We start from the raw sequence: 26,498 nt of genomic DNA, 5'->3' as shown, positions 1-26,498 counted from the left end.
CACCTACTGCAGCCGGGAGCGCATAGATTCAGGTGTGGACGGCTTCGTGCGAGATCGTGGCCCGCCGACCGGGAGCAAGCCTTCCATGACCGCAACGGTGCCGTCCGCGGCCTCGAGCTTCAAACGGCCCACGATCTGGTTCGGCGTCCGCCCGTACCGGAGATCGGCGAGAACCCGCTCCCTCAGTATCAACTCCCGCTCTATGCATCTCTGTTGGGGACGCCTGCTGCGTTCCGCGGCCCGGCGGTGGGCGGTCGAGGCCCGGTAGCCGCGCGTCGAGGAGTTCCGCCGCAGCTCCCTGCTGATCACAGACGGGGCCCGGTCCAACCGTCGGGCAGTCCCCCGCACCCCTTCGCCCCGCTCGCGGCCGACCGCGATCTCCTCACACTCCTCGAGCCTCAACGGTCTCCGCACCGCCACGAGCAACCCTTCCCACCTGCACTGTTGCATCGAAGCTACGACACCGCCGCCGGATACGTCCTCACCTCCAGCAACACCCGCAAGGAAGCCCTGGCCAAACTCACCGAGAAGATCGCCGCCAGCAACCGCGGCCTCCCCGCCCCCTCCGCGCAGGGAAGCGTGGCCGTGTACCTGACGTACTGGCTCGATGCCGTCGCCGTTCACCACCTCCGCGAGACCACCCACACCCGCTACACCGCCGTCGCCCGGCTCTACCTAATCCCCGGCCTCAGACGGAAGAAGCTCGCCAAGCTCACCGCCAAGGACGTCCGCACCTGGCTCAACCAACTCCGCACCACCTGCCAGTGCTGCGCCCGCGGTCTCGACACTGCCCGAGTCGAGCCCCTCTGCTGCGCTGCCGGAAAGTGCTGCGCAAGGTGGCTTTCGCCGCTGACTCTGACCTACGTGCACTCCGTCCTCAAGTCCGCCCTGGAGCACGCCGTACGCGAGGAGGAAATCCCACGCAACGTCGCCCGCAACGTCCGCACCGGCACACCCCGCTCCCGGCGCTTCGAACCCCTCACCGCCGACGAAGCACGCACGTTCTTGGCCGCGACGAGCGGTCACCGGTTGCAGCCGCTGTTCGAACTCGCTCTGCACACAGGGCTCCGCAAGGGCGAACTTCTCGGCCTGCGCTGGGAAGACCTCGACCTGGCCGGCGGAACCGCCAGCATCCGCCGCACCCTCCAACGCACCAACTCCAGCGGCCTCACCGCCCTCCCGACCAAGACCAAGAGCTCCGAACGACGCATCTCCCTGCCCACGCCTTGCTTGCACTCCCTCGAACAGCACCGCGACCGCCAACTCCAGGAACGCGAAGCGGCAGGGGCGGGCTGGGAGAACAGCGGCTACGGCTTCACCCGCCCCGACGGCGCCCCGGTCGAAGGGTCCACCCTCACCAGGCACTTCAACGCCCTGCTCCGCCAGGCCAGACTCCGCCGCATCCGGTTCCACGACCTCCGCCACTCGACCGCCACCCTCCTCCTGGAACAGGGGGTGGAACTCGTCGTGATCAAGGAACTATTGGGTCACGCCCACATCGGCGTCACTGCCACCGTCTACGCCCACGTCCGGCTCCGCCTCCAACGCGACGCCATCGATCTCCTCGGCCACGCTCTCCGCAACCCCACCGAGATCACCGGCAAGCCCGACGACGAACCGCCCCTCGCCGGAGCCGCCGTCCGCTGACGTTGCCGTCACCCACTGCCGTCACCCCACGCGCAACCCCCGCCAGGACGCATCCGGCGGGGGTCCAAATTTGCTAATGCCATTCACCACGAGGGCTGCGGGATGGGATCACTCACCCTGTAACCAATGCGCGAGCGGTGCAACCTCAGATGGTTTCAGAGTTGGCCACATTCGACCTTTCTAGGCAAAACCATAAACTACATCGATCCGGATGAGAAGGTAACAATCGGGCCATCTTCGGAACCGATAACCCGCACATCAAAATTCCGGTGAGGGAATTCGGCAGACAACGCAGCACCCCACGTTTTTGCAACACATGCGGCAAAGAAATCCTGCGCCCGCCAGTCCTCTTCGACATCATCCGAATCGACAATCTGCCAGACTCGCAGCTGATTCAGTGTCGCCTCAATTTTTCGAATGTCACCGGAGAGACTCTCGCGCCATGCCTTAAAATTCGATTCTTCGTAAGCGCGATCCCACAGCACGCACCCCTCCACTTCGACAAAACGCGGCCAGAAGATCCGGGAAAATGCCACCATCATTCCTAGATCGCCATGACCTTTCACATAATCTAGGTAATCAACTTCCCCTCCCCATTCCTCCACCCAGGACTTGATTCCTGGGTAATCCATCGGGTCATTCATGGATAGCTCCTCGCGTCACTTGCGTAGGGGTCTGCCATTCGAGCCACCCAGAGAGATGGCGGCAAACCCACAGGGATTCACAAATTCAGAGACCTCAGGCGCCCGCCATGTTACTGCGAGCGCCTGAGGTGATGCATTTCTACCAGTATTCAATTATTCATGAACGGCTTGCATGTCAGCCATCCATATTTCGCTCGGCCTACCGGCAGCCGCATAGCTCTTCTTCAGGGCGTAGAGGCCGCGGCATCTTCTCCCAGTTACGAAAAACCTGGCCCGTTTTTGGATTGACATGCTTGGCCATATCGAGAATGTGTGGGGCCGGTATTCCGGCATGCGGCGCTGAGTCAGGATCGAGGTCCGCGCGCTGGGAAATTGCTCCTTCATCATCATAACGCGCATACGCAGTAACCGTCCCGTCCTCTTTCTGACGGAAAAGCGTCTCCCCGGGGTTAGCGGTCTTGGGGAAGCGTCCGCTGACGTGCCGCGCACCCGAGAGACTCAATCCCCCTGTATTGCAATTGTGAACGAGTACCGGAGTGGCCCCCGCCAGCACATAGTACGTGTGGATGTCGTTGATCGTGAGGTCGTACGTGCGCTGGTGTTCAGTTGTGGTGTGGATGTCGGTGATAGAGACGGCCGTGCCGTCGACGGTGCGGATGGTCATGCCAGGCTCAAGTTGGCCGGCTTGCATCCAATGGTTCTCGGAGTCTGACCAGAAGGGGTGGGTGGTGGTGCTCTTGAGCGTTTCAATGCTCGCGCCTGCGGCGATGGCGAGGTCGACGAAGTGCTTGTCGTCCTCGGTAATGATGGTCGCGGTCACTTCCCGGACTGCGGTTTCGCCTGTTGCAGGGTCGGTGACAGTAACCTTGTCACCGATTTTTACGTCTTCTATGGCTTTTTTAGTTCCGTCAGCCATGAGGACTTCGGTGCCTGCAGTGAAGCTGTGGGCGGCTCCGACCAGACAGCTGGCGGGGATACTGTCTCCGCGCTTCACGCCTTGCTTGATAGCCTTGGCCAGGGCCTTGACTCCCTTGCCAACTCCGGCCGAGACAGCAGATATCACGAAATCTACGGCAGCTTCGGCGCACCCTTCGCCCTTATAACACTTGATATAAGGGCGAACGCCAATTACCTCAAGAACGTCAATATCAGGGCTGCCACCGAACCATCCGAGTTTGCCGATCGCATGGCAAAAGTCGCTCTGCGTCCCCGTGCACTGACTTCTCCCCCAGTTCTCCAGATTATGCTGGTAGCTGCTGTTTTCATGATAACTGGGGAAGGTTGCAGCGATTTCTTCCTGGATGGGAATATAGACGCCTTGGATGGTGATCGACTGACCGTAGGGTTTGACGGTCACCGGTCCGTAGGTCTGCCCGCCTACCGGGGCGACACCAACCGGGCGCTTGTAGATAACGCCACCGCCCGTGGGTCGTCCGTTTTGGGACAACGAGCCGTCGGCGCGGGTGACCACTCCTGTTCCGCAGCCTTCCTGCGCACCACCCGCTCCGCCGCAGGCGAGTCCCAGTCCGGTGGGGTCGGAGAAGGCGAGGGGGTTCTGGGCTGCGTAGGTGTAGCCGTTGAGGGTTTGGGGTTTGTCGATTTCCAGGAGGGGGTCGACGCTGATGAAACGGCCGGTCGACGGGTCGTATTCGCGGGCGCCGAGGTGGGTGAGGCCGGTGGTCTTGGTGTCGTCGGTGCCGCCGACGAAGCCCTTGGTGCCGGGCCAGTCGGCGGGTTCGGTGCCGCGGGTGCCACCGAAGGGCAGGGTGCGGCGCTGGGTGAGTTTGTCGGTGCCGGTGTCGATGGCGAGCTGGGCGGTGCCGTGGTGGTCGGCGAGGGTGACGGAGAAGCTGCCGTCGTTCTCCTGGACTGCCTGGTGGCCGCCGCCGAGGGAGTAGTAACGCGTGGCTTTGGGAGTACTGGAACCCTTGGCCAGGGTGATCTCGGTGCCGCCGAGGTAGAGGGTGGTCTCGGTGGGGGTACGGCCGATGAGGCGGTTGCCCCCGGTGTCGTAGAGATACTGCGTGACCTTGTCGCTGCCGCCCTCGACCGGTTCCGTGACCTTGGCGAGGTGGCCCTCGACGTCCCAGGTGAGTTTCTGGGTGTCACCGCCCAGTCGGCGTGTGAGCGTGTTGCCGGACTCGTCGTAGGTGTAGGTGTCCCTCGCCTCCCCGGTCGGTCCCGCTGTGGTGACCGAGGTCAGGGTGTGCGGCTGGGGCTTTCCCGTACCGGGGTAGTCGTAGGTCCGCTCGGTGTCGTTGGCGGTGTTCCCGGTGGTGTCGTGGAGTGTCTCGGTCTGGCGGTTGCCGGCCTTGTCGTAGGTGTACGAGTGCCAGTAGGGGGCGGGGCCGCCCAGGACGCTGCCGCTGGGGTCGGTGGCGCAGGCGGTCGTGTTCTGGGTCCATGCTTCGGTCAGGCGGCGCAGGCCGTCGTAGGTGAAGCACTGGGTGTCGGTGCCGGATCGGGATGCGTCCGACACGGACAGCACGTTGCCCGCCTGGTCGTAGCGGTAGGTGTTGTGCTGGTCGACGCCAGCGATGTCCTGACGGTCCACTCGGGATGTGGCCAGGCGCTGGGTGCCCCACTCAAAGGTGTTGGTCACCTTGATCGTCTTGCTGCCGCTCTTGGACAGTTCGTGTTCCCACGGTTTGCCCGTGAGGCTGTATGTGGTGTTGGCCCTCAGTCCCTGGCTGCTGCTCATCGCGATGGGACGCAGCGTCCGGTCTTCGTACGTATAGGCCACGGTCGCGGCCGGCAGGGCGCCGGCCTTCGGATAACCGATGCCCTGCACCGTGCCCGAGGCGTCGTACGTGGTCGCGCTCAGGTAGGTGCCCTGAAGGCCTCCCTCGGACGACGGGATGGTCACGGAGGTTCGCAGCGGGCGGTAGAGGCGGTCGTATGCGACGACCTTGGCGCTGTAGGCGTTGCCGTCGTCGTAGCGGATGGACTCGGCGAGGTGGCCCTTGGCCCCGCTGATGGTGTCGTACACCCACTTGGCGCGCAGTGTGCCGGTGGAAGAACCTTCGCGCAGTTGCGTCTGCCTGCCGAGGTTGTCGTAGCCGTGCCACAGGGCGGGGGTGTCCGGCCGGGCGTCGTCGGTGGTGGTGAGCTGGCCCCGGTCGTCGTATGTGCTGAGGCCGGCGCCCTTGTCGGGGTCGACGGACTTGGTCTGACGGCCGAGGAGGTCGTACTCGTAGGTCCAGGAATTGTCGGCGGGGTCGGTGACCTTCGCCAGTTCCCCGCGCGGGGTGTAGCCGTAGCGGGTGGTGTCGTAGGGGGCCGTGGCGCTCCGGGTGTGGTGCTGGCGCAGTTCGGTGGTCTGACCCCGGGTATCACGGAGGGTCGTGGTGGCGACGCCACCGACGGGCGGGATGACCGTGGTGCGATCGCCGCCGTGGAGGGACTGCGTCACCCCGAGGACGGTGCCGCCGTCGCCGTTGCCGGCGATCTGCCTGAACTCGGTCTGCCGTCCCAGCCCGTCGTACGTGTAGCGGTTCTGTGTCTCGACGCTGAGGGCTTCTTGGGGCGTACGCAAGACGACGGAAGGTGCCCCCTCCGTGTGGTAGGTGGCGAACTCCCTGCTGACCAGACCGCGTTCATCGTAGAAGGTGTCGGAGAGGAGACGTCCGTTGTCCGGGCCCGGTTCCTGGGTCTGGCGCGGGCGCAGGAAGCCGTCGTAGAGGGCGTAGGAAGTGCTTTGCACTCCTCTGTTGCCGATGCTCCTGGTGCCGACCGCGACGGGTTTGTCTTCGGTGACGGTGTAGGTGAACTCGTAGGTGGGGGTCTGGCCGGTGAGCCGGTCGGGCAGCCACACCTTGGCCGAGCGGCCGAGTGCGTCGTAGGCGAAGTCGGTGACCTTGGCGTTGGTGTCGGTCTGGGTCAGCGGTAGCCCACGCAGGATTTCATGGGTCGTGGTCGAGGTGTGTGCCGTGCTCGCATCACCTGCGGTGGCCGGGGGCGTGGTGGTCTCGACCTTGGTGGGGAAGCCGGTGGCGGGTGTTCGGACGGTGGTCGTGGTCCGCCCGTCGCTGCGCGTGGTACGGGTGAGGGCTCCGGCTGTGGTGACCTTGACGTCGGCCGTCAGGTCGGTGCTGGTCAGGACGCGGCCATAGGAGTCGTGGGTGGACCCCGACTCCAGGTAGACGGCGGTGGTCCCGTCGTACTTCTTCAGCACTGCCGTGGCGGTGGCGTCCCCCTTGTCGGGGGCAGTGCCGTAGGAGCCGCCGTCGTAGGCGGAGCGCACGTCGGAGATGACGTCGTTGGGACGGCTGGGCGTGGTGGCGCAGGCCGTGGCGACGGTCTCGACGCGTGAGGGCAGGGCAAGGATCTTGTCGACGGCGGTGGTGGCGTAGGTGGTACGGGTGCAGGTGTTGTCGGTCGAGAGGCTGTCGTCGCCGTTGTCCTCGACCTGCGTGATGCGGCCGGCCACTGTGTCGTACGTGGTGGCGGAGGTGGTGGTACGCCACTTGGAGCCGACGCCTTCGTCGAGAGAGGTCCAGGTGCGGACACGGGCGGTGCCGGTGAAGTTGGCCGTCACCGTGCCCCAGTCGCGGACCTTCTTCGCCGTCTGGTGGTGCCAGGGCCGGCTGACCGTCTTGCCCAGTACCTTGCCGCCGGGTCCGGAGTAGCTGACGGTCTTGTAAGCGAAGCCGGCGGCGGCTTCGTGGTCGGTGATCGGGTCGCCTTCGCCGTCACCGAGGGTGACGGAAACGGTCTTGGTCCCGCCGGAGGTGTCTTTGCGGTCGCCGTCCATACCGCGCAGGAAGTAGGTGTCCTGCTGCGATTTCATGGCCGCGGCGCCGCCCTGGCCGCCGGTCTGGACACGGACGTGGCCGTAGCCACGCCACTGGGACCAGGTCTTGAACTTCTCCTTGGTCAGGCCGTCGTCATCGTCGTAGTGCCAGGCGGCACCGTCCAGGTAGTCATATTTGGTCACCTGGTCAGGAGCGCCACCAGTGCGGTCCGTCGCGGTGACGGAGGCGACGACGTACTTGTTGAACCAATGGCGTTCGGGGTCGTCGTCGGCGCTGCCGCCGATGTACTGCGGGAAGCAGCGCGTGGTGTTGCTCTGCGGGGTCGGCAGGTTGTCCCAGGAGCAGTTCGCGGCGGAGTAGTTGACGTCGATCTGGCCGCCGGACTCGTCGGCGATGGTGAGCAGCCGGCTCTTGATGAAGGGGGCGTAGCCGTCGCCTGTCTTGTCGAGGCGGTTGGCGAGCTGGGTGTAGGCGAAGGTGGTCTTCGGCAGCGTGACGGACGGCTCAGCGATGGGACCGGTGTGGCCGGTGTGCTGGACGGAGTCGAGCAGCAGCTGGTAGTCGGTGTCGGCCATGCCCCAGCGGTGGGCCAGCTTCCAGGAGTCGACGTCATGGTAGCCACTGCCGTCGTGGACCTGGGTGGTCACCTGTGTGAGGCGCTTGCGGGTGAAGAAGGCCGGGGACAGACGTCCCTGGTCGCAGTCCTCGGCGCTGTCGCAGTTCAGGTCCCAGGGGGTGTCGTACCAGTAGGCTGCGTCGGCGTCGATGTCGGAGCAGGTCGTGCGGGAGTCGCTGATGCAGCGCTCCTTGTTGGTGAAGGTGACCTTGGCCGGCGGCTTGGTGTCGTAGAGCGAGGACGACTTCAGGCCGTACTGGATGCGGTCGAGGGTGCCGCCGCGGACGTAGGGGGTGCCGTCCTCGGCCTCCAGGTTGCGGCCGTAGTGGTTGTCCTCCTTGTCGTAGAAGTAGGTGACGGCGTTGCTGTGGGTGTCGACGACATAGTCGAGGTTCCAGCGCCAGCCCTGCTGGCACCATGACTTCGCGAACGTGTCGGCGTGGCATGGTTCGCCTGAGTCGTCGCCGTAGACGGGGACTGTCCAGGTGGAGTCGGTGGTCTCCTTGCCGTCCGCCCAGCCGGGCAGCCGGTTGTAGCCGAAGTAGTAACGGGTACCGTCCGGGGCGGTCACTCTCCAGTACTCGCCGTCGTCGTCATCGTTGCCGCGGTTGCTGGAGGTCAGGCGGTCGATCTTGGTGCCGTCGTCGTTCTTCAGCTTCCAGGAGTCGGTGCCGTCGGGCACCAGTTCCCCGGCCTTGCCGTTGAAGGAGATGAATGCGTTGTCGTAGCCCCAGCACAGGTCGCCCGGCTTGTTGCCGTCCGAGTTCTTCACGCCGTCGTCGGCACACGACTTGTAACGGCGTTCGATGTAGCCGGGCCACAGGTCGAAGCCGTCACCCGCCCAGGACGCCTGGTTGTTGGTGTTGCCGGTACGGCCATCGATGGAACCGGAGGTGTACGAGAGCCCCACGTTGGGGGTCAACCCGCCGGGTACGTCGGGTACGGGCATGGCGTATGACCAGCCGAAGTCGCCGGTGTTGAGGTTGGTGGTCCAGGCGGCCGAGGGAGAGAGCGAGGTCGCCTTGTAGTCACCACTCGCGCTTTCGGTGTTCGCCACCGCGGCGAGGACCGTGGGGGCGTCGGTTCTCAGCGCCACACTCTGCGCCGTGAGCGTCTGCTTCTCGAGATCGTTGGCCGTCTTGACCGGCTCGGCCGTACGACACGCCTCCTTGCTGGGAGTGGTGAGCGCGCAGGCCGGTAGTTCGACCAGTGTGAGCCGGGAGGCGTACCCGCCTCCGTAGACTCCCGCGAAGGAGGAGTAGTCCAGTGTGCTGCGGATCTGTCCCGGTTGGGCCTTGGTCCTGCCGTCCTTGCTGTCCCTGCCGCGCAGGGTGAACAACACCCCGTCGACGCCGGCCTGCTGGGCAGCCTTGCGGCTCAGGACACGTGTCTCGACACCGCCGCGGGCACTCTTCGTTGCGGACTTCACGCCGGTGTCCAGGGACAGGGACAGGCCTGGAACGCGGGCGGACTTCTCGGCACCGGTTTCGGCATCGGGCAGATCCACTACCGTGGTCGCCGCCTTCGGCCAGGTGCGCTCGGGGGGAGTATCGGGCGTACGCGGGCCCTTCATCACGGTGCGCGGTTTGACTTCGACCGCTTTGGTGGGAACCGACTTCTCGAGTACGGGCGGGGCGGCCTGAACACTGTTGTCCGCGGCAAGGGCGGGCTGTGTCATCGCCTGCAAGAGCGAGCCGACCATGATTGCGGCTGAAGCGAGCGCGGTACGCCGCCGCAGGGCAAGGATCCGCTTGCTGGATCTGCCGTTCATCCTGTCTTCGTCCTTCACTTTGCTGAGGGCCGGCCTGCCCGGCGGACACGCGGGGGGGGAAGCTGCCTATCGAGTAGGGAGGGTGGGTTGGGCCGACCGCAAGACGGGGCGGCCCAGCCCCTGTCAGAAGTCGCCGTCGGGGACGGCAGTCGGAAGGCCAGGCATACCGACTGCCAGAGCCCTGACCTGGTCACCCGTCAGCGCGCCCTGGAAGGCCCATACGTCGGACACGGCGCCGGGCCAGTAGTCGCCCCAGGTTCCGGCTCCGGTCTTGGCCCGGCCGAGTTGCAAGGGCTGTGCCGACTTGAAAGCAAGTACGTCGTCCGCCCAGGAGAACCTGTCCGTGCAGGCGGTGTCGTCCGCCTCGCCGTCACCGTCCGCGTCCGTGCAGGCGACCTCTTCCAGTTCGCCGTTCACGTACAGCGAGAGGTGTTTGGCGAAGCCGTCGTAGACGAGAGCCAGGTGTGTCCAGTCCGTAGGGCTGAAGAACCACCCGTTGTCGGCCTGGGCGACGGTTGCGTCAGTGGTGTCGGCCGAGGCCATCACGATCCGCCAGCGCCCGGAGTCGGTCTCCGGTGTGGCGCCGGGTTCGTAGCGCACGGTGAACGCGCTCTGCGTGCTGCCGGGCATGCTGAGCAAGGCCGCGCTGTGTTCGGGAACAGCCGCTGCCTGGGCCCACGCCGTGACGGTGAAGCTGGTGCTGGTATCCACCGGGGCTGCCGACGTGACGCCGTAGTCGTTGACACCGTCCAGGTCCACGCCGCCGTCGACCCAGCCGGAGCCGAGTAGCGCGCCACCGTTGAGTGTCATGTCGTTGCCCGCCGCGGAGGCGTCCGGCGTCACCAGCGGGGAACCGGATGCCGTCTCGAACGTCCACCGGCCCTTGACCAGGGGCCGCTGCCGGAACATCTGCTGCACCTCTTCAGCGGAGACCGGCCGGTCGAACATGCGGACGTCGTCGATGGTGCCGGGGAAGAACGAGCCGAGGTTGCCGCTGTAGGAGCCGGCTCCGATCTGGACGGCGCCGCCGGCGTACCAGTTGGCCTGCAGGGTGGTGGACCCGGCTTCGACGCCGTTGACGTAGAGGGTGAGCTTGTTGGCGACGGTGTCGTGCACGCCGACCAGGTGGGTCCAGGTGTCGGCGTGGGCGGTTTTGCCTTCGGCCTGCATGGCGCGGACCGGGGTGGCGTCGGGGGCGTCGGCGGAGTACTGGTTGACCGCCCAGCGGTCGTAGGCCGAGGAGTAGTACAGCTCCAGTCCCGGCTTGTGCGTGCTCGTCTGGGTGACGATGATCGCCGCGTGATTCGGCTTGGTCTTGGGCAGTTTCGCCCAGGCGGAGACGGCGAAGCTGCGCTGGTTGTTCAGCAAAGGCCGCTTGGTGGTGGCGTAGCCGTCGACTCCGTTCAGCGTCAGCGCCTTGCCCGCCACACCGGTCTGACCGGAGGTGACACCTCCGATCAACGTGGCCGGCGGCACTTCCGCCTTCCCGGTCAACTGCGTCGCGTCGGCGGGCTCGTCCAGCGAGAACACCGCCCGCGCCGAGCGGCCCGAGATGATCGACTCCTTGCCGTGCAGGCGGGTCACCTCGCCGGTCGACAGCGGCTTGTCGAAGACCTGCACCTCGTCGATCGCCCCGGGGAAGAACGAGGCCAGCCTGTTGCCGTCATAGAAACCGGCACCGATCTGAAAACCCCGGCGGGCGTCCCAGGGCGTGCTGTAGGCCGTGCTGCCGACCAGTTCACCGTTGACGTAGAGCTTCAGCGCTTTGTCGGTCAGGCTGTAGGTGCCGACCAGATGCGTCCACTGCCCGGCCTTGACTCCGCCCGGAGCGGGTGCCATGGCCCGCACGATGCCCGCGCCGGTGGCGTCGGCCGTGTACTGGTTGAACACCCACCGGTCGTACCCCTTGGAGTAGTACAGCTCGAAACCCGGGGCGTGATTGCCGGGCTGGGCGGCGACGATGGCCGCTTGGTCCGGCATCGTCGACAGCTTCGCCCAGGCGGAGACGGAGAACCCGGTCGAGGTGTCCACCGTGGGAATGTCGGAAACCGCGTAGTCGTCGACCCCGTCGAAGGACACTGCCGTGCCCTTGGCTCCGGGCGCACCCGGTGTGGCGCCGCCGTGCAGCGCGAGCGTGCGCTCCGGCGCCGACCCCACGGCCTGGTTCGCCCCGGCGTCCTCGTCCATCTGCCACATCGCCCGCTCGGGCTGGCCGGACTTGACCCGGAACTGGTAGGTGCGGATCTCGCTGCCGTTGCCGGCCTGGTCGAACGTCTGAGCGGTGACGAAGTTCAGTCCGGCCTTGGCCGGCAGCATCCTCATCGTCTTCGCCGCCCCGGCCGCGGTGGTGACCGTGTTCTTCGAGGTGGGGTCGCTGTTGATGCCGTACCAGTACTTGGTCACGTCGCTGTCGGCGGCCTTGAGCGCGAAGTTGCCGTACTGGCCCACTCCGTCGAACCACGGATCGTCCGGGTCCTCCGGGTCCGAGGCCGGGTACTCCCCCGAGGTGATCGACGGCGCTTTGGGCACCTTGGTGTCGTAGACGAAGTAGCAGGCCGTCGGGTCACCCGCGTGTGACCACGGCGAGTACTGGGCCCCGTCGTAGCTGCGCACATACCAGTTGATCTGCTTGTTCTGCGGCACAGAGGTCGGCAGGCTGATCGGGAAGCTGGACCCGGACTTCTTGAACGAGGTGAGCTTCGGCTTCCACCGGGCGATCAGCCCCTTGCCGTCCCCGGTATCCCACTTGGCCTCGAACTGCACCGCGACGGGGTCGCCGTCGGGGTCGGTGACGTTGTTGGCGCGGATCGTACCCAGGGTGCGCACCCGCGGCGCGGCGGACGGCTTCTTGCAGGTGCCGCCGTACTCCATGATCATCTGCGACATCTTCACCTGGGCCGGCGGCCGGTTGTACTGCACCCGCAGATGCGCTTTGTCCGAGAACCGCTTCCAGCCGTATCCGTCCTCCTCGTTTGCTGCCTGCAGCCCGAACGTCATCGTCGCGCTCTTGCTGTCGGCGGCCGACTGCACCGCCGACTTGACGTTGAACTCGGCGTCCTTGGCTGCGCAGCCCGTGTGACCGTGGGCGAACGACTCCGATGCCAACTGCTTGATCCAAAACCCGGAAGCCTTCTGGGAGTTCCACGTCGTCGACGCGGAGATGGGCTTGGTCTGCCACAGCTCCACGCTTCGCTTGTCACACGACGCCGACCAGGTGTTGCGCACCACGAACTCCGCCGACAGGATCGACTTGCCCGCGAACCTGGAGGTCTGGATCCGGTAGAACAGGCGCTTGGTGTCGTGCGGCTTGCAGTAGGACCAGTTGCAGTAGCCCATGCCGGCATCGGAATCGCCGTTGAACTCCCACTGCGGGGACGATTCCCAGTACTTCGACGCCATCGTCCACGCGGTCGCGCGGGGCGAGTGCCACTGCGGGTCGATGTAGACGGGATACGTCGTGTCGGCACCCTTGAGCACATCGGCGTCCGGGGTCAGCACCAACTCGTCCTGTCCAGCGGTCACTTCCACGCCGACCGGGGCGAGCTTGCCCGACTCCCCCGCGCCAGGCTCCGCATCGGCGGATGCCGCCTTCGGCCCGGCCGCCCCGCCGGCCGCTGCCGTCCGGGACTCCGCGGCGCCCTCCGGAGACCCGCTGGCGCTGGAGTCCCACATCACCGGCTTCGGCGCCTCGAACACGGTCCCCTTGGCGCCCTCGTCGAGCGCCTCCAGCCCGCCCTCGTCCGCCTCCTGGACCGACAGGCCCTGCGCGTCCAGCCCCAGCCGCAACTCGACCAGTTCCGGACTGGCCGCGGCCTCGGCCGTCTTCACCACCAGCAACTGTGTGAACCCGTCCTCCGACGCCGTCATCCGCAAGTCCACGTCCGGCAGCACGGACCGGTAGGTGGCGACCGGCCCCGCCAGTTCGGGTGTCGGCAGCGGCGCGGGCCACGACAGGCTCAGCTCCCGGCCGGCACGCCACATCCGCACCAGCGGGCTCTCGCCGCCGCCGGAGAACTCCACCCCCAGCGTCGAGACCTTCGGAGCGACGGTTCCCTCGCCGGTGGCCGCCAGGTCGGTGTCGATACGCTTCCACGTTCCCCCGGCCCGAGCCCAGACCGGACGCAGATACTCCCGCGCCTCCAGAGCACCCTCCGGAGTCGCGAAGACCTCGCTGCTCTCTGCACGCAGTGAGGCGATCTCCACCGGCTCACCGGTCCGCTCGGCCTTCGCAAACGCTTCCGCTTCGGTCATCCCGCCGGCATGACCGGTCGGCTCCTCCGCCCTCGTCGGCGATGACGGCACACCCGCTACCGCTGCCGTGGTCGTCGTAGGAACCGACCCGACGGCCAGCGCCGCCCCCAACAGGACCCCAACAGCCCTGCCCGCGAACCGACTTCGGCTCCACATCTCCGTCACACACCCCGCCCACAGTACTTACACGGTTGCCTGACGTAACCAATCGCCTTACGGAGCGTCAGGTCAAGGGGCGGTAAACAGACGATGACGGGGCAAGTCCCACTTAGCACGCGTGATGATCATTACGTTTGGCAGGTGTTCCGCGAAGCTTGATCGCGTTTAAGTGAGAAGGAGGCCCCATCGCACTCTGGCCCGACGCTTCAGCCGGCAACCGACGGCGCAGCCGCGAACGTCTGAACTGTTCCCGCACGGGTTACGCAAGGCATAGGCTCCCCCTCGGCGCGGTCGACGCCTTCGTCCCCGCCGTCGCCGAACGTTTCGGAGCGAACGCCATCGCCACCCTCGACCGCCGCCACTTCAGCGTCGCCTGCCCCAAGGCCCCGCTCCCCTTCATCCTGCTGCCATAGCCATAGCCACAGCCGGCCGCAACAGTGCGGACCCGGAGCTCCGGGAGGACCTGGACGGGAGCACGAGCGGGAGTCGGGGCACCACTCGGGTACGGATGCCCGGTCGGGCACCGGCTCGGCGGTAAACACGCCCTCGACGTCGCACCGGCACCCCCGCCGCCGAAGCGGTCAGGCGGGGATGCCGTCCACCCGGGTCAGGCCGTCGATGCGGGCCATCGCGTCGTCCGCGCCGTAGGGCTGGAGGTACGGGAGCCAGCACGGGTCGCGGTGGCCGGTGCCGATGATGCGCCAGGCCAGGCCGGTGGGCGGGGCCGGTTTGTGGCGCAGCCGCCAGCCCAGTTCGAACAGGTGACGGTCGGCCTTCACGTGGTTGCAGCGGCGGCAGGACGCCACCACGTTGTCCCAGACGTGTTTACCCCCGCGGCTGCGCGGGATGACGTGGTCGACGCTGGTTGCGACACCACCGCAGTACATGCACCGGCCCCCGTCGCGGGCGAACAGCGCGCGGCGGGTGAGTGGAACGGGCCCCCGGTAGGGGACCCGCACGAATCGCTTGAGCCGGACCACGCTGGGTGCGGGGACTGTGACGGTCGCGCTGTGCAGGTAGGCGCCGGACTCCTCGAGGCACACGGCCTTGCTCTCGAGGACGAGGACGAGCGCGCGGCGGAGCGGTACGACGCCGAGCGGCTCGTACGACGCGTTGAGAACCAGGACATGCGGCACGGATGCCTCCTTGTACGCCGGCGGCGCGTGGCTCGCGCCGGGACGATCCGTAGTCAGTCTCCCCTCATGCCTGGTCGTCGCGCCACCATGTACCGGTAACGGGCTGAGAGTGTTTTCGACCACACGCGGTCCCGGCTCGGTCCGGCTTCCGGAATCACGGCCCTGTCCGGGCCGGGTGACGGCCGGGGCGGGCCCGGGTGAGGGCCGTCTCTTCTTCACTCATCGTGCGGGTCCACCCGCAATGCCCCGTTAGTGTGGTGCTTCTGCCCGCACCGGTGACCTTTTCGTGACCTTGAAGACCTTGACCGCGCCGGGGGCAGACCGTGCCACCTGGAGGTACCCGCCGTGTCCCTGTCCGCCGTCCCCCTGGCCGAGGAGTCGTCCCCGACCCCCTCGGATTCCGGGACCCCGATGGTGCCCACGCTCAAGGACGCCCACGAGAGCGCCACCAACGCCGCCGGCTGGGTGGAGGAGAACTGGTCCACCTGGCTCGCGATCGGGCTCAGGGTCCTGCTCATCGTGGTGATAGCCACCGTGCTGAGAGTGGTCGTGCGGCGGGCGATCACCAAGTTCATCGACCGGATGTCCCGGACCGGCCAGGCCGTGGACGGCACCGGGCTCGGCGGGCTCCTGGTCAACTCCGAGCGGCGGCGCCAGCGCTCGCAGGCGATCGGCTCGGTGCTGCGCTCGGTCGCGTCGTTCCTGATCCTGGGCACGGCCGCGCTGATGGTCCTGGGCACCTTCCAGATCAACCTGGCCCCGCTGCTGGCCTCGGCCGGTGTCGCCGGTGTGGCGATCGGTTTCGGTGCCCGCAACCTGGTGACGGACTTCCTCTCCGGCGTGTTCATGATCCTCGAGGACCAGTACGGCGTCGGCGACACCGTCGACGCGGGCGTCGCCACCGGCGAGGTCATCGAGGTCGGCCTGCGGGTGACCAAGCTGCGCGGCGCCGACGGCGAGATCTGGTACGTGCGCAACGGCGAGGTCAAGCGCATCGGGAACCTCTCCCAGGGCTGGGCGACCGCCAACGTCGACGTCACCGTCCGCGCGGACGAGGACCTGGACCACGTCAAGGCCACCCTCGTCGCCGTCGCCGAGAGGATGAGCAAGGAGGATCCCTGGAACGAGCTCCTGTGGAGCCCCATCGAGATCCTCGGCCTCGACTCCGTCCTGCTGGACTCGATGGTGGTTCGCGTCTCGGCGAAGACCATGCCCGGCAAGTCCCTGACCGTGGAGCGAGAGCTGCGCTGGCGCATCAAACGCGCCTTCGACGCGGCCGGCATCCGCATCGTCGGGGGCGCCACCGCCCCGGTGGAGATGGAGGGCCCCGACCCGGCGGCGTCCGTCGCGCCCCCGTCCGCGTACGCGAGCAGCATCTCGCCGCAGTCCATCGCGGCGTCCCCGCTGACCCCGCCACCGAGCACGAAGAAGTAGGCAGAAGCAAGAGGAAGCAAGCGGGAGCAAGCGGCCGGCGGCACGGCGGAGGACGCAGTGCGTCGAGCAGTGCTCCAAGAGGGCGGTATCCGGGAACCCCGGGTACCGCCCTCTTCCGCGTTCGGCCGCTCCCCCTCTTGACGCTCCCTCCGCCTTGATCTACTTTTCCCCCTTCCTCTCCGTCCGACAGGAAACCTTCCTGATAAAAACCCTCGCCCAGCCGAGACGGGCCCGCGTCCGCCCCGGGAACCTGCTCCGCACGCCCTCTTGAAACGGCTGAAAGGGTTGATTTCGTGAAACTCACCGTGGTCGGCGGGGGTTCGACCTATACGCCCGAACTCGTCGACGGCTTCGCCCGGCTGCGGGACAGCCTGCCGGTCGAGGAGCTGGTGCTGGTCGATCCGGCGGCGGACCGGCTGGAGTTGGTGGGCGGTCTGGCCCGCCGGATCTTCGCCCGTCAGGGGCACGGCGGGCGGATCGTCACCACGTCGGACCTGGACGCGGCCGTGGACGGCGCCGACGCGGTGCTGCTCCAGCTGCGGGTGGGCGGGCAGGCGGCCAGGCAGCAGGACGAGACCTGGCCGCTGGAGTGCGGCTGCGTCGGCCAGGAGACGACCGGTGCCGGGGGCCTGGCCAAGGCGCTGCGCACCGTCCCGGTGGTGCTCGACATCGCCGAACGGGTCCGGCGCGCCAACCCGGACGCCTGGATCATCGACTTCACCAACCCCGTCGGCATCGTCACCCGGGCGCTGCTGGAGGCCGGGCACCGGGCGATGGGGCTGTGCAACGTCGCCATCGGACTCCAGCGGAAGTTCGCCGCACACCTCGGCGTCGACCCCGCCGGGCTGCACCTCGACCACGTGGGCCTGAACCATCTCACCTGGGAGACCGCGGTGCGCCGGGGCGGCCCCGGGGGCGAGGACGTCCTGCCCGAGCTGCTGCGGGAGCACGGCGACGCGATCGCCGCCGACCTCCGGCTGCCCCGCGCCGTCCTGGACCGGCTGGGCGTGGTCCCCTCGTACTACCTGCGGTACTACTACGCGCACGACGAGGTCGTACGGGAGCTGCGCACCAAGCCGTCCCGGGCCGCCGAGGTGGCCGGCATGGAGCGCCGGCTGCTCGCCCTCTACGCCGACCCCGCCCTCGACGAGAAGCCGGCGCTGCTGGCCGAGCGCGGCGGCGCCTACTACTCCGAGGCGGCCGTGGACCTGGCGGCGGCCCTGCTGCGCGGTGCCGGCAGCCCGTACCAGGTGGTGAACACGCGCAACGGCTCCACGCTGCCGTTCCTCCCCGAGGACGCGGTGATCGAGGTGCAGGCGGCCGTGGGCACCGAGGGCGCGAGCCCGCTGCCCGTTCCGCGCGTGGACCCCCTCTTCGCGGGCCTGATGGCGAACGTCACCGCCTACGAGGACCTGGCGCTCGACGCGGCCCTGCGCGGCGGCCGCGAACGGGTCTTCCGCGCCCTGCTCGCCCATCCCCTGATCGGCCAGTACGCGTACGCCGAGAAGCTCACCGACCGGCTCGTCGCACACAACCGGGAGCACCTCACGTGGGCGTGACCGCGGGCGTGACGGCGGGCGTGACCGCGGGCGTGACCGCGGGCGTCCTCGCCGTCGACGCCGGCAACAGCAAGACGGACGTCGCCGTGGTCGCCCACGACGGCGAGGTCCTGGCCACCGCCCGGGGCGGGGGTTTCCGGCCGCCGACGGTCGGTGTGGAGGCCGCCGTGGACGCACTGGCGCGGGCCGTCACCACCGCGTTCACCGCCGCCGGTGTCTCCCGCGTCGCACACGTCTCGGCCTGCCTGGCCAACGCGGACCTCCCCGTCGAGGAGGAGCGGCTGACGGCGGCTCTGGCGGCACGCGGCTGGGGCGGGACCGTGGAGGTCCGCAACGACACCTTCGCCGTCCTGCGCGCCGGGGTCACCGAGCCCCGCGGGGTGGCCGTCGTGTGCGGGGCGGGCATCAACTGCGTCGGCATGCGCCCGGACGGCCGCACCGCGCGCTTCCCGGCGCTCGGCCGCGTCTCCGGCGACTGGGGCGGCGGCTGGGCCCTTGCGGAGGAGGCCCTGTGGCACGCCGCCCGCGCCGAGGACGGCCGCGGTCCCGCCACCGCCCTCGCCGGCACCCTCCCGGCACACTTCGGCCTCCCGGACATGCCGGCCCTCATCGAGGCCCTGCACCTGGAGCGCCTCGCGCCCCGGCGCCGTCACGAACTGGCACCGGTGCTCTTCGCCACGGCGGCCGGCGGCGATCCGGTCGCGGAGGCGATCGTCGACCGCCAGGCCGACGAGGTGGCGGCGATGGCGGTCGTGGCACTGACCCGCCTGGACCTGCTCGCCGAGGAGACACCCGTCCTGCTGGGCGGCAGCGTCCTGGCCGCCCGGCATCCCCGGCTGGACGACCGGATCCGCGCCCTGCTCGCCGAGCGCGCGCCCAAGGCCGTCCCCCGGGTCGTCACCGCCGCCCCGGTCCTGGGCGCGGCCCTCCTGGGCCTGGACCGCCTGACGGCCCCACCGAGCGCCCAGGACCGGCTGCGGGCCTATTACGAGCAGGAGTAGGAAAACTTGCCGGGGGTGGGGCAGAGCTGGGTGGAGCGGGGCAGGGCGAGCGAGGCGCGGGGAGCGGGTGCTCGCTCCCCCAAGAGGCACGCGCTGCCGGCTGCTCCCGCCCTCACCCTCCGAACAGGCGCAGGAGCCGGGCGGGTGGTCGAGTGGGGAGCTGGTCGGGCGGGCGGGCGAGTCGGCGGGCGGCTGAGTCGGCGGGCGGGCGGTCAAGCCGGTGGGTAAGTGGTCGAGTCGGCGGGCGGTCAAGCCGGTGGGTGGGTGGGTGGTCGGACAGGTGAGCGGGCGGATGACAGGACGAGGGCCGGAGACGGGCCCGGGGCTCCGGTGAACCCGCCGGGCAGCTCTCGGCCCCGGCTCTCCGGAAGCCCGCGAACTCCGCCCGGAACCAACCGGATTCCCCCGGCGTGTTCGTGGGCAGGGGTGGTGCGGGGAGAGTGCTCCGGGGTCGTTCGGGGCTCGCTCGTGAGCCGGAATTCCCGGTGACCGTACGGCCGTCGGATCAAGATCGCGCCAAGGCCGGTGCATATGTCGCCTCCTGCGGCGATACTTGCGGGGACGAATGACCACGGGGGAGGTCAAGTGACCCACACGCCGAGCGGCGGCGCGGCACCGCCGGGCGCGGCCGCGCCCGCGACGCCCGCCATGCCCGCCGTGCCGCCGCGGTCCGGGCCGGGCGGCGTCCCGGCCCCGCGGCAGACATCCGGCGACCCGCGACTCCCGGCGTCCCGGCAGCCGGAAGCGCCCCGGCGCACGGCGTTCGTCGAGGGGGCCGTCCGGCTGCGCGAGGCCGCCGCCACCGAACCCGGCCGTCTCAGGGTCATCGGCGCGGTCCTCGCCGCCCTCGTCATCGCCTTCGGCACGGTCGCCGCCTGGCAGATGGCCGAGCGGGCCGCGGCGGCGGACGACGTCCTCACCCGCAGCCAGCCGCTCGCCTCGGACGCCGCCGACATCTACCGTTCCCTCGCGGACGCCAACACCGCCGCCTCCAGCGGCTTCCTGGCCGGGGGCCAGGAGACCGCCGCCTCCCGGGACCGGTACGAGAAGGGCATCCGTACCGCCGCCGCCAAACTCGTCAACGCCGCGGCCAACTCCGACCCGGGCTCCTCGTCGGCGGTGACGATCACCGAACTCAACCGGTTGCTGCCCGAGTACAAGGGCCTGGTGGAGCGCGCCCGTACCTACAACCGGCAGGGCTATCCGGTGGGCGGCGCCTATCTGCGGTACGCGAACGAGAAGATGCAGGAGGAGATGCTCCCCGCGGCGGAGGAGCTCTACCAGAAGGAGACCGAGCGCCTCGACGCCGACTACGCGGACGCGACCCCCTACCCGTGGGCCGCGATCGCGCTCGGTGCGGCCGCCCTCGCCGCGCTCACCTGGGTCCAGCGTCGTACGTACCTGCGGACCCACCGGGTGCTCAACCACGGCCTGGTCGCGGCCACCGCCGCGGCGGCGGTCGTGCTGCTCTGGCTGGTCGTCGGCCACAGTCTCGCCCGCTCGGGGCTGAACGGCTCCTACGCCCACGGCGTCCGCTCGCTCGGCGTGCTGCACGAGGCCCGCATCGCCTCCCTGAAGGCACGCGGCAACGAGAACCTGACGCTGGTGGCCCGCGGCGCCGAGACGACGAAGGTCGGCGACAAGGCGTACGACGCCTACGACTACGACTTCCAGCACGACATGGAAGCCCTCGGCAAGGGCCTCGCCCGGGCCGGTGAACTCGCGGACGACAGCAGTGGCGAGAAGCCGGTGGCCGCCGCCGTGAGCAACATGACGGAGTGGAAGAAGCGCCACGCGGCCGCCCGCGAGCAGGACGGGAACGGCAACTACCAGGAGGCGCTGGACCTGGTGATCGGCGGCAAGGGTGCGACCGGCGAGTGCTTCGACGGCGTCGACGAGAGCCTGGCCTCGGCGCTGACGCACGAGAGGCGCGAATTCGAGGAGGCGGCCACCGGCGGCCGGGACGCGCTGACGGGCCTCCCCCAGGGCGCCGCGGGCCTCGCCGTGCTGGGTGCGGCGGGCGCGGCGCTGGGTATCGGCCGCAGGCTGTCGGAGTACCGGTGATCGGAGAACCGATGACCGCAGGACCGGTGAAGGGTGAAGCGGAGGGGGGCGTGATGAGGAACGTACGACGTCTGCGGGCTGGCCTGCGGGGCTGGGGCGGGGTGGGCGCGATGGCCACCCTCTGCGCGCTCGCGCTGATCTTCGCGCTGGTGCTGACCAGCACCAAGTCCTCCTCCGGGCCCGGCGAGGAGCCGAGGACCGCCGGACAGGGCGTGACCGACGCCATGGACGCGAAGGCGGCCGAGGAGTGCGACGATCCCGAGAAGCAGACCCTGACCCCCTCCGACACCGACGGCCAGGTCATCGACGCGATCAAGGCCCGCCCGGACGAGAAGCGGAAGCTGGTCGTCGGCATCGACCAGAACAGCTACGGCTGGGGCTACCGCGACCCCAACAGCGGGGGCGGCACCCGGCTCGAGGGCTTCGACATCGACCTGGCGCACCGCATCGCCGAGGACATACTCGGCGACCGGGACGCGGTCCAGTTCAAGGCGATCCCCACCGACCAGCGCATCCCGGCGATCCAGGACGGCCGGGTCGACATGATCGTCCGCACCATGACGATCAACTGCGAACGCCTGGAGGACGTGGCGTTCTCCGCCCCGTACTTCACCACGGGACAGCAGGTCCTGGCCCCGAAGATCTCCCCGGTCCAGGGGTACGGCCCCACGCTCGCGGGCCGGAAGATCTGCACGGCGGCGGGCTCCACCGCGTACGCGAACCTGGAGGCGGACAAGGCGAGGGGCGCCCTCCCCCGGTCGGCCGACATCCGCACCACCGTTCCCAACCAGCTCGACTGCCTGGTACGGCTGCAGCTCGGCGAGGTCGACGCGGTCGTCACCGACGCCGCGCTCGCCGGCGGCCAGGCCGCGCAGGACCCGACGGTGGAACTCAAGGGCGACTCCTTCACGACCGAGTACTACGGCGTGGCGATGAAGGACGACGCGGACGACCTGGTCCGCCGGGTCAACCAGGTCCTGGTGGACTTCGGCGAGGACACCGCGAACGGATGGCAGGCCTCGTACAAGCGTTGGCTGTCGAAGACACTGGGCAGTGATCCGGGCAGTTCCGAACCACCGGCACCGGAGTACCTGCGCGTGAGCTGACCTCCCGTCAACCCACCGCGCGGACAGAGAGACGCACACAGGACCACGCACGAACGTCAACGACCGAACATTGACGACCGAACATTGACGACCGAACGTCGACGACCGACCCGCAGCGAGAGGTGATCGATGGGCGACACGGATCCCACCGGGCCGGTGATGGACCGGGACGAGGTGGACCGTGCGCTCGCGCGGCTCGGCGCGGAGCACGAGGCGGTCGAGACCTCGCTCCTCGCCCTGCAGGACCACGCGGGCCGCAGACTCCTGGAGGGTGCCCGTCTCACCGGCCGTACCGAGGAGCGCTGGCAGGCCACCGAGGCCTCGATCACGCTGCTGTGGACGTACTTCGACGCGTACTCCGGCGCGTTGCACACCGCCCGCGAGATCCGCGCCCGGCGCCGCTGGTCCAGCCGTGAGGACCTGGCGGAGCTGACGGAGCTGCTGCGCGGCGAGTGCGTAACGGTCGCGGGCTCGGCCACCGCGAACACGAACGCGCCGACGCTCCACGGCCGTGCGGGCCGCCTCAGCGAGCGCTACTCGCTGGCCGCGCTGGTCGAGCTGATGAACGAGCTGTACGCGTCCTCGCTGGACATGGTCGTCGCCTCGGACGCGGTGTGGTCGGCGCTGCCCGCGCGGATAGATCTCCTGGCCGCCGAACTCCAGCGCACCCGCAGACTCGCCCACCCCGTAGGGGTCCGTCCCGGCGAGCATCCGGCGGGCGACGACCTGGAGCGGATCACCCGCACCCTGACCCGGCTGCGCGAACAGGTGATCTCCGACCCGCTGGCCTTCTGGAAGCCCCTGGAGGGCAGTTCGGCGCCGGGCGGCGGCCGGCCGGACACGACGGTGTACGACCGCGAGGCGCGCGCCCTGGAGGAGGTGCGCCGCGAGATCGACGCGGTGCTCGCGGTCCGCCAGGACTCCGAGAAGCGGATCGTGCGGCTGCGGGACGTCCTCTCGCGCGCCGACCGTACGCTCGCCGAGGCGCGCACGGCGCGCGGCGAGGTGCTCGCGAAGATCGCCGCGACGGAGGTGCCGGTCGTCAGCGGCCCGCCGACCGTGCTGCAGGAACAGCTGGCTACGGCCGCCGAGTACCGCAGGCACGCCCAGTGGCACCGGCTGTCCCCGCTCCTGGAGTCCCTTGAGCAGAAGGCGGAGGACGAACTGGTGCGCGCCCGCGAGTCGTTGACCGCGGTCACCGCGCCGCTGGCGATCCGCGCCGAGCTGCGCGGCCGGCTCGACGCGTACAAGGCGAAGGTCGCCCGGCACGGCCTCGCGGAGGACACCGTGCTGGCCGAGCGGTACGAGAAGGCGCGCCGCATGCTGTGGAGCGCGCCCTGCGATCTGCGGGTCGCCGGGGAGGCGGTGCTGCGCTACCAGCACGCCGCCGCCGAACTCCTCGGTACGGTGCCGCAACGGGTGCCCGGCCAGTCCGGCCCGTACGGGCAGTCCGGTCGGGGCGCGCCCGAGGAGCGTGGGGGGCCGACGCATGAGTGACGAGGGGGAGGCAGGCGCATGAGTCAGGCGGAGAACCGGACGCACCACCAGGGCCGGCCCCAGGGACAGCCCGACGGTGGTTCCGGGGAGCGGAACGGGACCCAGGAACAGAGCGGGAACGGGGAGCAGCAGGCGCAGTCGTCGCAGGCCGCCGCCGCGGCGCCCCGTGTCTGTCAGCGTCCCGGCTGCGAGGGCGCCTACGAGGACGTCGGCGGCGGCGAGCTGTACTGCGACACCTGCGGGCTCGCCCCGGTCGTGTCACCGACCGGGGAGGTCGGCTCGGCCCCGACCGGCGTCACCGTCGGCGGCCCGGAGTCGCGTGGTTCGCGCAGCTCACGGGGTGCTCGCGGTTCCGGCGGTTCCAGCGGCAGTGCCCGTACCGGCAGCCGCGGTTCGCGTACGTCGTCCCAGCCGTCGCAGTCGGCGAAGTCACGGCGCTCGGTGTCCGGGCGGCTTTCCCGTTCGCTCCAGGGCGGCGACGGCGCCGACCGCTCGGTGTCGGTGCGCAGCTCCGGGTCCGTCGGCGGCTCCTCCGGCCGGGGCCGGCTGGGCGCGGGGCTGGTCCAGGTCCCGCCGATCCCGCGGCCCGACCCGCGCGCGATGGTGCTGGACAACCCCGAGGTGCCGGAGCGGAAGCGATTCTGCTCCCGCTCGGACTGCGGCGCCCAGGTGGGCCGTGTGCGGGTCGGCCGGCCGGGCCGTACGGAGGGTTTCTGCACCAAGTGCGGCCACCCGTACTCGTTCGTCCCGAAGCTGCGGGCCGGTGATGTGGTGCACGGCCAGTACGAGGTGGTCGGCTGTCTGGCGCACGGCGGCCTGGGCTGGATCTATCTCGCCGTGGACCGGGCGGTCTCGGACCGCTGGGTGGTCCTCAAGGGCCTGCTGGACACGGGCGACCAGGACGCGATGGAGGCGGCGATCTCCGAGCGGCGCTTCCTCGCGGAGATCGAGCACGCCAACATCGTGCGGATCTACAACTTCGTGGAGCACCTCGACCAGCGCACCGGTTCGCTGGACGGCTACATCGTCATGGAGTACGTCGGCGGCAAGGCCCTCAAGGAGATCGCCAACGGCCGCCGCACACCGGACGGCAGGCGGGACCCGCTGCCGGTGGAGCAGGCGTGCGCGTACGGCATCGAGGCGCTCGAGGCGCTGGGGCACCTGCACTCCCGCAACCTGCTGTACTGCGACTTCAAGGTCGACAACGCGATACAGACCGAGGACGAGCTCAAGCTGATCGACATGGGCGCGGTGCGCCGGGCGGACGACGACGAGTCGGCCATCTACGGCACGGTCGGCTACCAGGCCCCGGAGGTCGCCGAGGTCGGCCCGTCGGTCGCCTCCGACCTGTACACGGTCGCCCGGACGCTCGCCGTCCTCACCTTCGACTTCCAGGGCTACACGAACGTCTACGCGGACTCGCTGCCCGACCCGGACCACATCGACGTCTTCCGGCAGTACGAGTCGTTCTACCGGCTGCTGGTCCGCGCCACCGATCCCGACCCGGACCGCCGGTTCGCCTCCGCGCAGGAGATGGCCGAGCAGCTCACCGGCGTCCTGCGCGAGGTCGTCTCGCTCCAGTCGGGCCGCGCCCGCCCCGCCCTGTCGACCCTGTTCGGTCCGGAGCTGCGGGTGACGGACACCGAGCTGTTCCCGGCGTCGTACGGCGACGTGTCCCGGCTGGGGGCGCGCGTGATGCCCCGAAGAGGGCCGGGACGCAGACGGCTCACGCAGGTCACACAGCTCACGCGGCCCGAGCGGCCCGAGCAGCTCCCCGAAGGCGGGGGCGGCGTCGCGGCGGGCGGTGGGGGCGCGGCGGGCGGACAGCCCGGTGCCTCGGGCACCTCGGGCACCCCCTCGGGTGCCGTCCCGGGCCTCGTCAAGTCCGTCGACACCCCCGCGGCGGCGCTCGCGCTGCCCGTCCCACTCATCGACCCGGCCGACCCCAACGCCGGTTTCCTCGCGGGGCTGCTGGCGTCCGCGCCCGCGGAGCTGGTCAACGCCCTGGCCGCGACGCCCGCGCCGTCGACCGAAACCCGGCTGCGGCAGGTGCGTGCCTGGCTGGAGACCGGCGAGCCGGAGCCCGCGCTGGTCGCGCTGCGCACCCTGGAGGAGCAGGAACCCGACGACTGGCGGGTGGTCTGGTACCGCGGGGTCGCCGCCCTGGTCACCGGCGACCACGAGGGCGCCGCACTCGCCTTCGACGCGATCTACGACGCCTTCCCGGGCGAGATCGCGCCGAAGCTGGCGCTCGGCCTCTGCGCCGAGGTGCTGGGCCAGCTCGACAACGCCGCCGAGTACTACCGCCTGGTGTGGTCGACCGACCCGAGCCATGTGAGCGCGGCGTTCGGCCTGGCCCGGGTACGGCTGGCCACCGGTGACCGGAGCGGCGCCGTACGGACGCTGGTGTCGGTGCCGGAGTCGTCGATCCAATACACGGCCGCGCGGGTGGCGTCCGTACGCGCCCGGCTGCGGGGGCGGACCGCGACCGCGGGCGACGTACCGTTCCTTGACGACCTGAGTGCCGCGGCGGGCCAGGTCGAGGCCTTGGAGTCGTACGGTCTGGATCCGGCGCGCCGGGAGCAGTTGGCGGCCGAGGTCCTCGGTTGCGCGCTCGACTGGGTACTCTCCGGGGGCCAGGGTTCCGTTCCGCTTCCGCTTCCGGCTCCGCCGGGACGGGGGCAGCGGAACGCCGCCGGGGGAAGGACACTGCTCGGCAGCGGACTGGACGAGCGGAACCTGCGCTTCGGACTCGAGCGCTCGTACCGCACGCTGGCCCGGCTGGCGCGGAGCGGTGAGGAGAGGATCGACCTGGTGGAACGTGCCAACCGTTACCGCCCCCGGACGTGGGTGTAGTTG

13 protein-coding genes are annotated in these 26,498 nt (G+C 69.4%); 8 read left to right on the top strand and 5 right to left on the bottom strand.

The features are described 5' to 3' along the window. Nucleotides 1-3 precede the first annotated feature (3 nt). Complete coding sequence (locus ACFYQA_RS05865) at nucleotides 4-450, bottom strand: transposase (protein WP_388912079.1); 447 nt, start codon at nucleotides 448-450, stop codon at nucleotides 4-6. On the opposite strand from ACFYQA_RS05865, the gene ACFYQA_RS05860 reads away from it, so the two are divergent. Continuing rightward, nucleotides 445-1,647 carry a tyrosine-type recombinase/integrase gene (locus ACFYQA_RS05860; RefSeq protein ID WP_388912076.1) on the top strand — a complete coding sequence of 401 codons (1,203 nt, stop codon included), beginning with the start codon at nucleotides 445-447 and terminating at the stop codon, nucleotides 1,645-1,647. The genes ACFYQA_RS05865 and ACFYQA_RS05860 overlap by 6 nt on opposite strands. A 197-nt stretch (nucleotides 1,648-1,844) precedes the next feature. Here the strand turns inward: ACFYQA_RS05860 and ACFYQA_RS05855 are convergent, their stop codons facing one another. From ACFYQA_RS05855 to ACFYQA_RS05840, 4 genes are all read right to left on the bottom strand, one after another. Continuing rightward, nucleotides 1,845-2,291, bottom strand: coding sequence for a hypothetical protein (locus ACFYQA_RS05855; protein WP_388912073.1), 447 nt, complete (start codon nucleotides 2,289-2,291; stop codon nucleotides 1,845-1,847). 199 nt (nucleotides 2,292-2,490) lie between these two features. Beyond that, nucleotides 2,491-9,432: a polymorphic toxin-type HINT domain-containing protein gene (locus ACFYQA_RS05850; RefSeq protein ID WP_388912070.1), complete on the bottom strand. Its 6,942-nt coding sequence runs from the start codon at nucleotides 9,430-9,432 to the stop codon at nucleotides 2,491-2,493. A 123-nt stretch (nucleotides 9,433-9,555) separates the two neighbouring features. After that, nucleotides 9,556-13,683, bottom strand: a complete 4,128-nt coding sequence (locus tag ACFYQA_RS05845) for a LamG-like jellyroll fold domain-containing protein (RefSeq protein ID WP_388912067.1) — start codon at nucleotides 13,681-13,683, stop codon at nucleotides 9,556-9,558. A gap of 740 nt (nucleotides 13,684-14,423) precedes the next feature. Next, entirely contained in the window at nucleotides 14,424-14,978 is a 555-nt protein-coding gene (locus ACFYQA_RS05840) for an HNH endonuclease (RefSeq protein WP_388912064.1), read from the bottom strand. Nucleotides 14,979-15,323: 345 nt separating this feature from the next. Here ACFYQA_RS05840 and ACFYQA_RS05835 point away from each other — a divergent pair, with 345 nt between their 5' ends. From ACFYQA_RS05835 to ACFYQA_RS05805, 7 genes are all read left to right on the top strand, one after another. Beyond that, nucleotides 15,324-16,412 carry a mechanosensitive ion channel family protein gene (locus tag ACFYQA_RS05835; RefSeq protein ID WP_388912061.1) on the top strand — a complete coding sequence of 363 codons (1,089 nt, stop codon included), beginning with the start codon at nucleotides 15,324-15,326 and terminating at the stop codon, nucleotides 16,410-16,412. A 293-nt stretch (nucleotides 16,413-16,705) separates the two neighbouring features. Further along, nucleotides 16,706-17,971: a 6-phospho-beta-glucosidase gene (locus ACFYQA_RS05830; RefSeq protein ID WP_388912058.1), complete on the top strand. Its 1,266-nt coding sequence runs from the start codon at nucleotides 16,706-16,708 to the stop codon at nucleotides 17,969-17,971. Between the two features lie 32 nt (nucleotides 17,972-18,003). Next, nucleotides 18,004-18,972, top strand: a complete 969-nt coding sequence (locus ACFYQA_RS05825) for an N-acetylglucosamine kinase (protein ID WP_388912386.1) — start codon at nucleotides 18,004-18,006, stop codon at nucleotides 18,970-18,972. A 585-nt stretch (nucleotides 18,973-19,557) separates the two neighbouring features. Continuing rightward, nucleotides 19,558-21,036: a hypothetical protein gene (locus ACFYQA_RS05820; RefSeq protein ID WP_388912055.1), complete on the top strand. Its 1,479-nt coding sequence runs from the start codon at nucleotides 19,558-19,560 to the stop codon at nucleotides 21,034-21,036. Nucleotides 21,037-21,089: 53 nt separating this feature from the next. Further along, the gene (locus tag ACFYQA_RS05815) at nucleotides 21,090-22,142 is read left to right on the top strand and encodes a glutamate ABC transporter substrate-binding protein (protein WP_388912053.1); all 1,053 of its coding nucleotides are present in this window, start codon (nucleotides 21,090-21,092) and stop codon (nucleotides 22,140-22,142) included. Nucleotides 22,143-22,271: 129 nt separating this feature from the next. Further along, entirely contained in the window at nucleotides 22,272-23,639 is a 1,368-nt protein-coding gene (locus ACFYQA_RS05810; RefSeq protein WP_388912051.1) for a hypothetical protein, read from the top strand. 18 nt (nucleotides 23,640-23,657) lie between these two features. Then, the gene (locus ACFYQA_RS05805) at nucleotides 23,658-26,495 is read left to right on the top strand and encodes a tetratricopeptide repeat protein (RefSeq protein ID WP_388912048.1); all 2,838 of its coding nucleotides are present in this window, start codon (nucleotides 23,658-23,660) and stop codon (nucleotides 26,493-26,495) included. Nucleotides 26,496-26,498 lie beyond the last annotated feature (3 nt).

The organism is Streptomyces sp. NPDC005774 (assembly GCF_042871645.1).
GTDB lineage: Bacteria > Actinomycetota > Actinomycetes > Streptomycetales > Streptomycetaceae > Streptomyces > Streptomyces pratens.
This window is presented reverse-complemented; position numbering and strand designations above follow the sequence as displayed.

What these genes read in the sequence shown, in the direction of transcription:
- ACFYQA_RS05810 (WP_388912051.1), top strand. Translation starts at nt 22,272, where the DNA reads ATGGGCGACACGGATCCCACCGGGCCGGTGATGGACCGGGACGAGGTG.
- ACFYQA_RS05850 (WP_388912070.1), bottom strand. Translation starts at nt 9,432, where the DNA reads ATGAACGGCAGATCCAGCAAGCGGATCCTTGCCCTGCGGCGGCGTACC.
- ACFYQA_RS05855 (WP_388912073.1), bottom strand. Translation starts at nt 2,291, where the DNA reads ATGAATGACCCGATGGATTACCCAGGAATCAAGTCCTGGGTGGAGGAA.
- ACFYQA_RS05865 (WP_388912079.1), bottom strand. Translation starts at nt 450, where the DNA reads ATGCAACAGTGCAGGTGGGAAGGGTTGCTCGTGGCGGTGCGGAGACCG.
- ACFYQA_RS05805 (WP_388912048.1), top strand. Translation starts at nt 23,658, where the DNA reads ATGAGTCAGGCGGAGAACCGGACGCACCACCAGGGCCGGCCCCAGGGA.
- ACFYQA_RS05845 (WP_388912067.1), bottom strand. Translation starts at nt 13,683, where the DNA reads ATGACCGAAGCGGAAGCGTTTGCGAAGGCCGAGCGGACCGGTGAGCCG.
- ACFYQA_RS05815 (WP_388912053.1), top strand. Translation starts at nt 21,090, where the DNA reads ATGAGGAACGTACGACGTCTGCGGGCTGGCCTGCGGGGCTGGGGCGGG.